This window comes from Methanothrix soehngenii GP6, assembly GCF_000204415.1.
Classification (GTDB): Archaea; Halobacteriota; Methanosarcinia; order Methanotrichales; family Methanotrichaceae; genus Methanothrix; species Methanothrix soehngenii.
The window spans coordinates 1,509,536-1,522,740 of record NC_015416.1 but is presented as its reverse complement, the minus strand read 5'-3'; the positions used below and the strand labels follow the sequence as shown (position 1 = coordinate 1,522,740).

Here is a 13,205-nt window from a genome sequence, read left to right as displayed (position 1 = left end):
ATTCGAGATTCAGACCTTTTTCTGCCTCTTCTTGTAGATATAGCCACCAACAGCAATCAAGATAATAAGCGCTAGAGCTGCTGGCAGAAGAAGAGACCGGGCGGCAGGCTCAACCTTTACCGGTATTTTCATGCTCTCAGAGATCACTGTGTCTCCATTGACATCAGTATACTTGATCTCGCTGCTTATGCCATAATCCTTTGCTGTAGCATCGGAGTCGACGTCCATCCGGAAGAGGACAGTGGTCTCATTTCCCGGATCCAAATTTCCTATGAAGGCTTGATCATCGGTGGAGGAGAAGGGCTTGAAGATAGAAAGCCTGGCTACAGCATCCCTTACGGGATCCTCGCCGATATTCTTGTAGGTGGCATGGATCTCCTGCTTCTTGCCCCCGGCTAAAAGCTCAGCAGTGGTGTTCTGGATCACGAAGTCCGCCTGCTTCTTGACCCGGATGGTGACGGGCACTGTCTGGTTGGCCTTCTGGTAGACATAAGAGACCCGGTAGTTGGAGAAGGTGGATGTGCCCCCCTCGGTTACTAACTTGGAGGCATAAACCCGAACGTTATCCTGATAGTCATAAGTCATATTCAAGTGGAGTGGATACTCTCCGGCCGGAGCATGCTCCCCTATCTTGATGGTGAACTTGAGAGGAGACTGAGTCTTGTCCCCGGACTTGAGCGACTCGACCACCTGGTCGCCTGACTTCACCTCGATCTGAGGGGCCTGGGAGATCAGGGTGGCGGTGACCCCCAGAGCGGTAGGCTTCTTGTTCTCCTCCTCCAGCTCTGCGCTGGCGAGGGCATACTCCTTGGAATTCTGGGGCATCTGGTCCTGCTTGAAGCCTATGATCCTGCCGTAGTTGGTCAGATCAAGATAAAGGGTGACGGTATCCCCCCGCTTAAACTCATCTGTGCCGGAGATGCTCGCGGATATGTCCGGACTGCCGTACATGGTATAGTAATTGTCCCCGCCAAGCTCCAGGGGTATGTAGGTGTTCTGGGCTAATACCGGAGCCAGGAGGATGAACATAGAGGCCAGGGCGATGGCATACTTAATTTCCATTGATTCTTCTCCATCTTTGATTGTTGATCAGTGCAATTGCTCTCTTCATTTCCAGTTTTGCATTCTCTAATACTTCACGCTGAACTTCCATTCTAATGGCCAGGACTACGAACACGGTGAAGGTGGTGACCAGGGCGAGCACGACCGACATCACCGTGACCACTCCGAAGTTGCTGATTATGTTGAAGGGAGAGGCGATCAGAGCGCCAAAGCCGAAGATGACCGCCATCCCCGATGCCACCAATGCAGAACCTATGCGGTTGGCTGTGATCTTCAGGGCATCGATGGGATTGCCCACATTCTCCAGCTCTTCATAGAAGCGCTCCATCATAAGTATAGCGTACTCCGAACCCACCCCCAGGACCAGAGCGCCCAGTGTGGCGGTGAGGGGGGTGTACTTCAGCCCGCCGTAGTACATGACCAGCCCCATCCAGCCTATCACTACCAGCATGGGCAGCACTGGCAAGAGGGCCCGGATCAGGTCCCGGTAGATCAGCAGCAGCAGGACGAAAATCAGGAACAGGCCGAGCAGGGACATCTCCACCCTCCCCTCTGTCAGGGCATCCATGACCGTGGTCATCAGCACCGGCTGGCCGGTGATCCGGACGGAAACTCCGGGCGGTGGGGTATGCCAGGCCAGGTCATCCTCATAGGACCGGACCAGACGCTCCATCCCTTCCGTTCCCAGGTTGAGCTGGGCATTGCCTATATTCACATCTATTATCGCCAGGTTGTGACCGTTGAGGTATGCGCTGCTAACTGAAGAAGGCAGAGAGGCGATGATCTCCCTGGCCCGGGTGGTGTCGCCGGGCAGCTCTCCCCCATTGGCCGATTTGATATAGGTGGCAATGCTGGTGGCCCTCTCTGTCCGGTCCTCTCTGGACCTCATAAGGTAGCTGCCAAACTCGTCCATCCATTTGAGGTTCTCAGGATCGGTGACATCATCGGCCTGGATCAGGAACTTGATTGAGTCCGTTCCCCCATAGACATCTTTCATATGCTTCAGGTCGATCAGCGGCGGCAGGTCCGCGGGGATATAGTTCTGGGAATTCGTCTCTATGGGGACCAGAATGTCAGCATAATTCCCCGCCAGGGCCAAAAGTAAAGCCAGTGCCAGCACCGCCTTCCACCTCTCAATGCAGAAGGTGGCAGTGCTCTCGATGAAAGCACCAATTGGCGAGCCATTCTCAGAATGGGCTGCTGCCATCTTCTTTCGGGGCAACCTCTTCTCGGACTGATAAAGGATGGTCAGGTTCACAAAAAGGGCGGACAGGTAGCACATGACCAGGCCGATCATGCACATCTTTCCGAAGTCCTGGGTCGATGGGACGGAGGAGCTGAGAAGGGAGAAGAAGCCCGCCTCCGTTACCGTCAGGGCGACGAGCACCGGGATTGCCACATATTTCACCGTTCTCGTCGATGCTTGCAGAACGGATTTGCCTTTAGACAATTCCTCATCTATCCGGTTGTGAAACTGTATAGCATAGTCTATACCAATACCGATCATGATGGGAAATGCGGCAAATGTGGTCATTCCCATGCGAATATGGAGGAGGCCCATGGCACCCAGTGTCCAGACGATCCCCAGTAAGACCACTGGCAAGGGGAGAAGCGACCACCTGACATGCCGGAAAAAGAGCAGCAGGGCTACGATCATCAGCAGGCCGCACAGGGCGAGGATCTGGCCATTGGTGCTGTTCATCATCTGCACGATTGCCGCCTGGAAGGAGGGGTCGCCGGTGATGGTCACGCCGTATCCCGGGGGGAATTCTGCGTAGTCCACTGCGTTCTCTGTTTCCAGGAGGAGCCTGTTTCGCTGCTCTTCGGTCAGGGTGGAGGTGGTGGGCATGCCGATGATGATTCGGGTGTGGCCGCGATCCGGCATCAGATGGGCAATGGAGGTGCCTGCATTTGCCAGGATCTCGTCAATCCTCTCCTGAGAGGGGATTTGCCGGATGCCCGTCCTCTTGTATTCCTCGTCCGCTATCCAGTCGGCTGCGCTCTGGACGCCCAGAACATGCTCCACCTGATGCATATGATCTGATAATCGCAGGATGGAAGACAGGACCTCGGCCCCTGCCACGTCATCGCCCTCGATGAGTATCATATTGCCATCAGAGCCGAAGTTTTCCAGGTAGAGGTGATCGTAGAGCTGATAGAGGGCGGAGTCTTTTGAGACGAATGCCTCGGTTGTCATGCCCTGGCTCTCGATCTGCTGGGCATAGTGAAGTGATACCAGTGTAAGGAGAACTGCTGCCACGATGATTATCACAGGATTGCCGGTAATCCATTCTCCCAATCGCTCCAGGTCAGCCATGGCAGTGAAACCCTCTATCCGGATTTTTTCGAACGAACCAAATTATTGCGATATACTTAAGCTTTGTGTCCTATTCGGAAGCTTAATCTTGGATGAGCCCCCGCACTTTGGGCATGAAGCTGGAGTTCCATGGAGCGGCTGGAGGGGTTACAGGCTCGCATATGGTCCTCCACGCCCGGGATCTCCGAATCGGCATAGATGCAGGCCTATTTCAGGGTGGCGATACCGATCGGAACCAGGATGGCTTTGGCCATGATCCCAATCGACTGAAAGCGATGATTCTCACCCATGCCCATGTCGACCACAGCGGCAGGATTCCTCTTTTTATCAACGAGGGATTCAAGGGCTCGGTCTGTTGCACCCATGCCACAAGAGACCTCTATCTGGATATCCAAGTGGGTGATTGAGACGAAACTGAAATTGATATTGGCTTTTATGGTGCTATTGGCGACGGTTGTGATGCCCGCATTTGGACAGCAGACTGCTGCGGAATGGCTGGAGAAAGGAAATGCTTTTGTGATGCTGAGCATGTACGATGAGGCCATACAGGCTTACGATCAGGCTATCAGCATAGATCCACAGGATGCCTATGCCTGGTCCAACAAGGGCGAAGCGCTCAGGGCCCTAGGCAGATATGATGAGGCCATACAGGCTTACGATCAGGCTATCAGCATAGATCCACAGTATGCCTATGCCTGGTCCAACAAGGGCGAAGCGCTCAGGGCCCTAGGCAAATATGATGAGGCCATCAACGCTTGCGATCAGGCTATCAGCATCAATCCACAGGATGCCTTCGCCTGGACCATTAAAGGTAATGCGCTCTATGACCTAGGCAAATATGATGAGGCCATCAACGCTTACGATCAAGCTATCAGCATAGATCCACAGTATGCCTATGCCTGGTCCAACAAAGGCACTGCGCTCGGTCACCTGGGCAAATACGATGAGGCCATCAAGGCTTGCGATCAGGCGATCAGCATTGATCCGCAGAATGCCTATGCCTGGTACAACAAAGGCACTGTGCTCGGTATCCTGGGCAAATACGATGAGGCCATCAAGCCTTTCGATCAGGCTATCAGCATTGATCCTCAGTTTGCCGAAGCCTGGTACAACAAAGGCACTGCGCTCGGTCGCCTGGGCAAGTACGATGAGGCCATCAAGGCTTGCGATCAGGCGATCAGTATTGATCCTCAGTTAGCCGAAACCTGGACCATTAAAGGTATTGCGCTCTATGACCTAGGCAAATACGATGAGGCCATACAGGCTTACGATCAAGCTATCAGCATCAATCCGCAGATTGCCGAAGCCTGGTACAACAAAGGCGTTGCGCTCACGGCCCTAGGCAAATACGATGAGGCCATCAAGGCTTGCGATCAGGCGATCAGCATCAATCCACAGGATGCCTTCGCCTGGACCATTAAAGGTATTGCGCTCTATGACCTAGGCAAATACGATGAGGCCATACAGGCTTACGATCAGGCTAACAGAATCAATCCTCAGTTTGCCGAAGCCTGGTACAACAAAGGCGTTGCGCTCACGGCCCTAGGCAAATACGATGAGGCCATCAAGGCTTGCGATCAGGCTATCAGCATTAATCCTCAGTTTGCCGAAGCCTGGTACAACAAAGGCGTTGTCCTTAAGGCGCTCGGCAAATACGATGAGGCCATCAAGGCTTTCGAATCAGGCTATCAGCATTAATCCTTAGTTTGCCGAAGCCTGGTACAACAAAGGCGTTGCCCTTAAGGCGCTCGGCCGCACATCCGAATCAGATGCTGCTTTCGCCAAAACCAAGGAGCTGGAGAATGCAGCCTGATCTCTTTTTTTTACTGTAGGCGAATATCATAAAAATCCCGGTACATTGCTCTTCAGACTCATCGATGAATCAAATGGTTTTTGTGGGGATACGATATCGTATCTCTACTGTTCCGGGCACAAATCGCCCCACTTCACCCTTTTAGCCATCCAGTCATAAGACCTCTTGGCCAGTGATCCTTGTGAAGAGCTGAATGCGTGATGGTTGATCTTGCAGCCCATAAACTGGGCCCAGATCTCACCACCCACTACCTGCGGGACTCCCTGCCAGATCATGCTCCAGGACTCCGCCCACCTGATGGAAGAGGCGGCGGAAAGGGAACGCCGCCATGCCAGCAATATGAAAAGGCCTCCTCGTCCGCCTCTATACACCAGAGGAGATGCAGAAAGGGCAATGCGCCAGTTTAAATCCTTAGACTACTCCAAGAAATTTAATATCGGGGACATATCTGTTCGATTCAGTGATGCAGGCCATATCCTGGGCTCAACTATCGTTGAGATGGATATTGGCAAAAAGAGGCTGGTCTTCAGCGGAGACCTGGGCAGGCCGGACACCCCAATCCTCCGTGATCCTCAAAGGGTGGACGAGGCCGACTGGCTGGTGCTCGAGTCCACCTATTGTGATAATCCCGGCATTCGCCATAGGTAGGACCCAGGAGATCCTCTATGAGCTGAATCCCTTTGCAGAAGCGGGCAAGCTCTCCGGGGTGAAATGCTTCGTAGACAGCCCCATGGCCATCTCCGCCTCTGAGATCTACCGCCGCCATCCGGAATGCTTCGATGAGGAGACCCTCGGCCTCATAAGCAGGGGTGACAGCCCACTGGAGTTTCCGGGAATGGAGTATGCCCTCTCCAGGGATAAGTCAAAGGCGATAAATGAGCTGAAGGAACCGCATATAGTCATCTCAGCCAGCGGAATGTGCACCGGTGGAAGGGTGCTCCATCACCTGATGCAGAACATCGAGCGCAAGGAGAGCACAATACTGTGCGTCGGCTATCAGGCAGAGGGAACCCTCGGTCGAAGGATGCTTGACGGCATAAAAAGCGTGCAGATAATGAACCACGAGTTCGATGTACGGGCAAGGATCGAATCGATGGACGCATTCTCCGCTCATGCCGGCAGAAGCGAGATCCTGGAATGGCTGCGCGCTTTTCGGAGCTTTCCTGGCCAGGTATTCCTCAACCATGGGGAGGAGCGTGCCGCAGAGACACTGGCTGAGGCCATCAGGAGCGAGTTTGGCGCTCGTGTCAGCATTGCAAAGATGAATCAGAGCTTTAGCTTATAAGGCAAAAGCCTATTTATCAATGAGGCTATTATAAGCTATGGGGTGCTAAGATGAAAGTAACCTATACCAATAAGAAAGGAGAAAAGGTTGAGCAGAAGTTCGATACTGAGGACGAGGGCAAGAAGCTTAAGGAGAAGCTGAAGTCGCAAGGGGTAACAGACGCGAAATGGGAGTGGTAGTGGCCAAAGACTTACTGAAAAATGCAAATTCTATAAGCTTGATTTTTTCCGCTATTTTTTAAGGGCAGTTAGCTAAATCCCTGTAATCTATATTAGCTCCAATCCCAATTCTGAAGCAAACTAGTACAGCCGGGCTGAGATGAACCTGACGATAAGGTTTTATATATAATCATTGACAGATACTCTACAACAGGGGAGTATCAATGCCGGGTCCGAAACCACCAGCAATCAACTTGAACGACGTCGAGCGCCAAGGGTTGGAATTGCTTGTTCGTCGGTATACTACAGGGCAGCAAAAAGTTATCCGAGCACGGATTGTTTTGCTGGCTGCGATGGGTAAGAACAATCGTGAAATCGCTAATGAATTAGAGGTTTCCTTGGACACTGCTCGATTATGGCGACGACGATGGCTGGACTTGCAGCCGATTTCTTTGGATGATCTGAGTATTGAAGAACGCTTGGATGACCTGCCAAGACCAGGAGTACCACCTCGTTTAACTGCAAACCAGATTTGTCAGATCCAACAGCTGGCTTGTGAGAAACCTGAAGAATCGGGACGTCCAATTAGCCAATGGACAAGCCGTGAGATTGCAGCAGAAGTAATAAAGCGGGGCATTGTAGATACGATTTCAGCTCGTCATTCTGCCAGGATTCTAAAAAAAATGACCTCCAACCGCACTTGATTCGTTACTGGCTAACACCTGCTCCGGACGATCAATTCGACGAAAAGGTAGACGATATCAATTCACTGTATCAACAAGCCATTAATTTGGCTCAAAAAGGTGAAGTCGTAATGAGCATCGATGAAATGACTGGGGTACAAGCTCTCGAACGCAAACACCCTGGATTGCCAATGGCACCAGGAAAAGTGGAACGCAGGGAGTTTGAATACATCAGGCATGGAACTCAATCATTCATCGTGAGCTTTGCGGTAGCCAACGGAAAGGTTGACACCATTTCTTGCGGCGATACGCGCAATGAAGATGACTTCGTATCCCATATCAAGGAAGTGGTAGAAAGATCCTTATCCACATCCCGCTGGCACTTTGTCGCCGACAATCTCAATATCCATAAATCAGAGTCTCTTGTGAGGTATGTGGCAGATGTATCCGACTTGGACATCGACTTAGGAATCAAAGGCAGAGATGGTATTCTGAAGTCAATCGAAACTCGCGAATCATTCTTGGCCGATCCATCTCACTCAATTGTCTTTCACTACACGCCGATACACGCTTCTTGGATGAACCAGGTCGAAATATGGTTTAGCATTTTGGTCAGGAAGCTGCTCAGGCGGGCCAGCTTTGCTTCTATCAATGATCTGAACGCCAAGGTTCTGGCGTTTGTCGAGTACTTCAACAAGACAATGGCAAAGCCATTCAAATGGACATATCGAGGGAAGGCACTTACTATCTAAAATTGGGCTTATTTAAGCCCGGCTGTACTAGCTGGGATTCCACCAACGTTCCGAAATCAAAATATTTAAAATCAGTGCGTTTACACGCTCGACAATATCATAATCTTGTTTTCCCTCTACTTCAGCAATCTTTTTAATTTTTTCCCTAATATTATAAATCGCAGATAATTCACTTTCTCGAATCGTAAATCCATTAGGCTCTAAATAATATATTCTATTATACATATAATGATTAAATAACTTAAATGCTATTTCATTACTTAATTTATTATTAAACTCATCTAAATAATGGGCTGCGGCCAGCAATAAATTATATGCCTCGTGATTTTCGCTCTTGGCTGCAAGCGAAATATATTCCCTTATCCCATATTTATTTAAGATATATTTATCATTATCAGTAAGTTTGGGTCTAAATGAGGTCATTTTAAATCCTCTCTTAGATCTCGCCACCAAATATATTTAGAGATTTTATTATATAATATAATTAAAATACCTGCAATAATACCGACCCAGGACACATCACAAATAATAGAATTGGTATTTATATATTTTCCTAATATAATACCTGAAAAAAAGTTATAAAACTATAACCTATCATTTCTGATTTATCTGAACGGCTTTTCAGTTCTCTCATGAATTCCCCATTATAATTCGCTGAATGAAACGGAATGTTTAAATAGATTTTGTATAACTATCCTTTATGCCATGGCGTCAGATTGTTCAAGACAAGAAATTAGGTGAATCGGATCTGACCGCCATAATCGAGGATTATTTTACAGGACACGAAAACAAAAAAATTAGTTTATCAATTGATAATTTGAAGAGAAAACTTAATATTGGAGAGCAAGATGCGCTAGCTCTATTTGAAATGGTTTCTATTTTTGCCAATATCACAAAGGTAACCGGAAAAGTCCCCGTTAAAACAAGTGATAAAAGCATAGAGTGGATAAGTTATGGTGAGGCAGAGGTGATGGTTAATAAAAATTTGGCTCAAGAATTCTTTAGCAGAAAAGCTAACGATCGCTTGCCAAAAAAGATTTTAGATGCGAAATTCCGAGGCGAATTACGTAAAGATATTAGAGAGAAAATCAGAGGAGAAGGTTGAGACTAGGATAAGTATGGTGCAGCTTAATGGACAAAGAGAAAAACAGAATATTAAGCTCTCAATCTACTCTCTCGTTAATTTCTGAGGTGCGAAATAAAAATAAGGATAAAATTAATTATATTGGTTCTTTGAGTTTTGAAGACCGAGATCTTGTCGGGATAAAGTGCATTTTAAATACAGAATGGATCTCATCGATCCTAAAGCAAAAGAAAATATATTTCAATGTGTTTTATCTAATAGATACTGGTACTTGTCGGAAGAAAGTCGTAGAACATAAAAAAAATATTACGAAATTTCTCGAAAACCGTGACATCAAATCATATTATTTCATAGAGTGTGATTTTCACAACCCTCGAGAGGTATTAGATAAGTTATTAGAAATTGATAGTGAATTGGTTGTTAGATATACTTATCTCGACATGAGTACATTAACAAGAAACTTGGGTTCATATCTCATGAAGGCATTTCAGTATACAAGTGGAGAGATAATCTATTTTGAGCCAATGGAATACGGAAAAAATCTTTCTCAGGGATTGGAGAAAAAAAACTACTTTCCGGATCTCGGCAGGAATCATGATCCATCAAAAGAAGACGTCTTAATCATGTTTACTGGTCATGAATTAGAAAGAGCTCATTTGCTGGCTGAAGATGTTGATCCAGATGAGGTAATTTTAATGGTTCCAAGGGGAGATGATACAGATAATCATGCAAAATGGAACGGTCATGCAAGAAAAGTTGGTGAAGAATTGGCATGCAAGTTGCCCTTGAGAAAAGATTCAATAGAAATAAGATATACACCATCTCATGGATATCAAACAATTTTATGCGATTTAGGTAAGATTATTGCGGATTTTCCACAAGAAAAATATAATATATCATTTGCATCTATGGGGACAAAAATTAGCAATTTGGCTCTTAATACGGCAACATCAACAATAGAAGGCTTATGTGTTTATGATGCCGTGCCGGAAAATTATAACGTAGAGGATTATTCAAAAGGAGTTAGAATTAAAAATCCGTATTCATTTCCATTAAGGATAGATGATAGAATCAAAACATATTAAACTTATTTTGATATACACAGACTCATTTTGAAATCGAATATCCGGGCGCTAATCATCCACTATCTTTAAGTAATGGTATTGTACATTATTGTTAATAGCATTTTGCTCAAACAGGCTTTGAAATTTGCATCTGAAATGAATGGTGATCTTATGAGAATAAGCGATCAGGTAACTCAGATCTTTGGACCTATGAGTTCCAATATCTTTAGTGCTTTGATCATCCTTGTTGTGGGGTGGATCGTAGCTTTGATTGTCAGCTCTCTCATTGGCAAAGCGCTGCGTCGCACTGCAATGGATGAAAAAATAGCCCGGGTGGCAGTGGGCGAGGAAAGGGCCAGATCCATAGACTCGAATCGATGGATTACTCGGATAATTTATTATGTTCTACTATTTTTTGTTATAGTAGCATTTTTCGAGACTCTGGGCTTAACACTGGTTGCTCAGCCATTAAATGAGATGCTAACGGTGGTCTTCGCCTATATTCCCAAGCTCTTTGCCGCCCTATTGATAGCGATCGTCGCTATCGTCTTAGCGATGGTTCTCAAGAGGGTGGTATTGACAGTTCTTCGATCTGCAAACATCGATGAGGACATAGGCAGCAAGGCCGGTCTGGAGAGAAAGGAGATGCCATTGAGCCAGACTATTTCCGAGATCGTATTCTACCTTGTGCTCCTCCTCTTCCTGCCCATGGTCCTCAATGCACTCTCTTTGGGCGGGCTTCTCGAGCCCCTGCAGGTGATGATGGCCAAGATGCTTGGCTTCCTCCCCAATCTGCTGGCAGCAGCAGCTATCCTCCTCGTCGGCTGGTTTCTCGCCCGCATCGTGCAAAAGATCCTCACCGGCCTGCTGCTGGCAGTCGGCTCGGAGAGGCTGAGCGAGAAGGTGGGCCTTTCCCGGGTACTGGGAGAACGAGGGCTGGCCGGTTTGATCGGCCTGATCGTCTATGCCTTGATACTGATCCCCGTCCTCATGGCAGCCCTCCAGGCCCTGGACCTGGTATCTGTCACCCAACCGTTATCTAATATGCTCAACCAGATACTGGCTGCACTTCCCTCAGCCTTCGGGGCCATTCTGATCCTGGCCATCGCTTATGTGCTTGGAAAGATCGTGGCAGAGCTGGTCACAAACCTCCTGGCGGCAGCGGGATTCGACTCCATACTGGTCTGGCTGGGCCTGGGAAAGGAGCCGGCAGAAGGAGAGAGAAAGCCCTCCCAGTTGGCGGGCTACCTGGTGCTGGTGGCAATAATGCTCTTTGCCCTGATAGAGGCATCCAGAATCCTCAACTTCGCCCTGATGGCAGACCTGATCTATGAGTTCATAGTCTTCGCCGGCCGCGTTCTGGTGGGACTGGTGATACTGGCCACCGGCATTTACCTGGCCAATCTGGCTTATGACACAGTGATGGCCAGCAACACCAGCCAGGCGAAGATGCTCGCTCAGGCGGCCAGGATTTCCGTATTGATATTCTCCGGAGCCATGGCCCTGAGGCACATGGGACTGGCGAATGAGATCATCAACCTGGCATTCGGACTGCTGCTGGGCGCCATCGCTGTGGCCGTGGCCCTGGCGTTCGGACTGGGAGGAAGGGAGATCGCCGCCAGGGAGATTGATAAGTGGTTGAAGTCGATGAAATGAGCTTTAATAGAAACGATTTAGTAATCAAGAAGAGATCATGGGATCTATGTTTGGATCCAAAGATCATCTCACCACTATAGACAACCACCTCTATATCGAGGACGTCGACTGCTGCCGTCTGGCCGCGGAGGAGGGCACTCCACTATATGTCACCTCCGAGAGAAGGTTGCGAGAGAACATCCGCCGCTATCATAGAGCATTTCCTGATGCAGAGAAATATTTCGCGGTGAAGGCCAATGGCAATCTGGCCATTCTGCAAGTCGCCGCTCAGGAGGGAATGGGGGCGGACATATTCTCTGCAGGGGAGCTTTCCCTGGTTCGCCTGGCTGGCATCCCCAGGGATATGATCCTCTTCAACGGCAACTCCAAGAGCGAGAAGGATCACATAGCTGCCCTCCAGGCAGGGGTTCGCATCTCCGTGGACTCCAATGAAGAGCTGGAGCACCTGGCCAGGACCGCCCGTAACCTGGATTCAGAGGCTGAGATCCTCTTTCGAGTCAACCCCAATGTATCGCCAAAAACCCATCCCAAGATCGCCACCGGCCTGAGATCCTCAAAGTTCGGCATCCCTGCGGAGCAGGTGGCCGGGACCTATAAGAGAGCGATGGAGCTCGAAGGGATAAAGCCAGTGGGACTGCACTGCCATATCGGCAGCCAGATTCTGGACACCGCCCCCTTCGCCGAGGCAGCGGGAAGGATGATGGACATCACCAGAGCAGTGGTGGCTGAGGGCGGGAATGTGGAAAGAATAGACCTGGGGGGAGGCCTTGGCATCCAATACCAACCAGACAGCACTGCCCCCCTGCCCTCGGATCTGGCAAAGGCCGTCTTGCCGGTAATCCAGGATAGCTGCCGGGATATGGGAATCTTCCCTCAGCTCATTTTGGAGCCGGGCAGGAGCATAGTGGCGGACAGCACTATCATGCTCACGGGAGTCAATGTGGTCAAGAGGGCGCATGTCAACTTCGTGGCAGTGGACGCCGGCTTCAACGTCCTCGCCCGGCCCATGCTCTATGACTCCTATCATCATGTGCTGGCGGCCAACCGTGCGGAAGAGCAGGGAGAGGAGACCTATACCATCGTCGGCCCGATCTGCGAGACCGGCGATGTGCTGGCCCGAGACCGCCGTCTCCCTCGCCTGGTGCGGGGCGATACCCTGGCCTTCCTGGATGCTGGTGCCTATGGCTTCTCCATGGCTTCCCAGTATAACGGCCAGCCGAGACCGGCAGAAGTTTTGGTCTCTGAGGACCGCTGGGAGCTCATCCGGCATAGAGAGGATGAGAGCGCTCTATTGGCCGGGCAGACCATCCCATCCCGGCTGATGTGGTAGG

At 49.4% G+C, this 13,205-nt stretch carries 15 protein-coding genes; 11 read left to right on the top strand and 4 right to left on the bottom strand.

Annotation, left to right across the window (positions count from 1 at the left end):
* Window positions 1-9: 9 nt before the first annotated feature.
* Together MCON_RS07685 and MCON_RS07680 are read right to left on the bottom strand one after the other, a co-directional pair.
* Window positions 10-1,062 (bottom strand): COG1361 S-layer family protein, encoded by a 1,053-nt coding sequence (locus MCON_RS07685; RefSeq protein WP_013719431.1) that lies wholly within the window; start codon window positions 1,060-1,062, stop codon window positions 10-12.
* Entirely contained in the window at window positions 1,052-3,379 is a 2,328-nt protein-coding gene (locus MCON_RS07680) for an efflux RND transporter permease subunit (RefSeq protein WP_013719430.1), read from the bottom strand. Before MCON_RS07680 ends, MCON_RS07685 begins: the two co-directional genes overlap by 11 nt.
* A 113-nt stretch (window positions 3,380-3,492) precedes the next feature.
* On the opposite strand from MCON_RS07680, the gene MCON_RS07675 reads away from it, so the two are divergent.
* Both MCON_RS07675 and MCON_RS07670 read left to right on the top strand, forming a co-directional pair.
* A complete protein-coding gene (locus MCON_RS07675) occupies window positions 3,493-3,786 on the top strand; it encodes an MBL fold metallo-hydrolase (protein ID WP_048132126.1) in 294 nt (97 codons plus the stop codon).
* The gene (locus MCON_RS07670) at window positions 3,779-5,077 is read left to right on the top strand and encodes a tetratricopeptide repeat protein (RefSeq protein WP_013719428.1); all 1,299 of its coding nucleotides are present in this window, start codon (window positions 3,779-3,781) and stop codon (window positions 5,075-5,077) included. Before MCON_RS07675 ends, MCON_RS07670 begins: the two co-directional genes overlap by 8 nt.
* A 219-nt stretch (window positions 5,078-5,296) precedes the next feature.
* Here the strand turns inward: MCON_RS07670 and MCON_RS15615 are convergent, their stop codons facing one another.
* Window positions 5,297-5,467 carry a hypothetical protein gene (locus tag MCON_RS15615; protein WP_162145012.1) on the bottom strand — a complete coding sequence of 57 codons (171 nt, stop codon included), beginning with the start codon at window positions 5,465-5,467 and terminating at the stop codon, window positions 5,297-5,299.
* Here MCON_RS15615 and MCON_RS16405 point away from each other — a divergent pair.
* From MCON_RS16405 to MCON_RS07655, 5 genes are all read left to right on the top strand, one after another.
* Window positions 5,466-5,840 (top strand): MBL fold metallo-hydrolase, encoded by a 375-nt coding sequence (locus MCON_RS16405; protein WP_162145011.1) that lies wholly within the window; start codon window positions 5,466-5,468, stop codon window positions 5,838-5,840. The genes MCON_RS15615 and MCON_RS16405 overlap by 2 nt on opposite strands.
* Complete coding sequence (locus MCON_RS07665) at window positions 5,812-6,477, top strand: MBL fold metallo-hydrolase RNA specificity domain-containing protein (RefSeq protein WP_052297542.1); 666 nt, start codon at window positions 5,812-5,814, stop codon at window positions 6,475-6,477. The genes MCON_RS16405 and MCON_RS07665 overlap by 29 nt, the downstream gene beginning before the upstream one ends.
* 50 nt (window positions 6,478-6,527) lie before the next feature.
* On the top strand, window positions 6,528-6,656 hold the full coding sequence (locus MCON_RS16875; RefSeq protein ID WP_269798786.1) for a hypothetical protein: 129 nt from the start codon (window positions 6,528-6,530) through the stop codon (window positions 6,654-6,656).
* 233 nt (window positions 6,657-6,889) lie between these two features.
* The gene (locus MCON_RS07660) at window positions 6,890-7,339 is read left to right on the top strand and encodes a helix-turn-helix domain-containing protein (protein WP_157863667.1); all 450 of its coding nucleotides are present in this window, start codon (window positions 6,890-6,892) and stop codon (window positions 7,337-7,339) included.
* 110 nt (window positions 7,340-7,449) lie between these two features.
* Complete coding sequence (locus MCON_RS07655; RefSeq protein WP_202795792.1) at window positions 7,450-8,070, top strand: transposase; 621 nt, start codon at window positions 7,450-7,452, stop codon at window positions 8,068-8,070.
* A gap of 27 nt (window positions 8,071-8,097) precedes the next feature.
* Here the strand turns inward: MCON_RS07655 and MCON_RS07650 are convergent, their stop codons facing one another.
* Window positions 8,098-8,493 carry a hypothetical protein gene (locus MCON_RS07650; protein WP_013719426.1) on the bottom strand — a complete coding sequence of 132 codons (396 nt, stop codon included), beginning with the start codon at window positions 8,491-8,493 and terminating at the stop codon, window positions 8,098-8,100.
* Between the two features lie 277 nt (window positions 8,494-8,770).
* Here MCON_RS07650 and MCON_RS07645 point away from each other — a divergent pair, with 277 nt between their 5' ends.
* The 4 genes from MCON_RS07645 (at window position 8,771) to lysA (ending at window position 13,204) form a co-directional block, all read left to right on the top strand.
* Window positions 8,771-9,175, top strand: coding sequence for a hypothetical protein (locus tag MCON_RS07645; protein ID WP_013719425.1), 405 nt, complete (start codon window positions 8,771-8,773; stop codon window positions 9,173-9,175).
* A 26-nt stretch (window positions 9,176-9,201) separates the two neighbouring features.
* Window positions 9,202-10,239, top strand: a complete 1,038-nt coding sequence (locus tag MCON_RS07640; RefSeq protein WP_013719424.1) for a hypothetical protein — start codon at window positions 9,202-9,204, stop codon at window positions 10,237-10,239.
* Between the two features lie 72 nt (window positions 10,240-10,311).
* Window positions 10,312-11,874 carry a mechanosensitive ion channel gene (locus MCON_RS07635; protein ID WP_157863723.1) on the top strand — a complete coding sequence of 521 codons (1,563 nt, stop codon included), beginning with the start codon at window positions 10,312-10,314 and terminating at the stop codon, window positions 11,872-11,874.
* 46 nt (window positions 11,875-11,920) lie between these two features.
* Window positions 11,921-13,204 (top strand): diaminopimelate decarboxylase, encoded by a 1,284-nt coding sequence (gene lysA, locus MCON_RS07630; RefSeq protein WP_013719422.1) that lies wholly within the window; start codon window positions 11,921-11,923, stop codon window positions 13,202-13,204.
* Window position 13,205 lies beyond the last annotated feature (1 nt).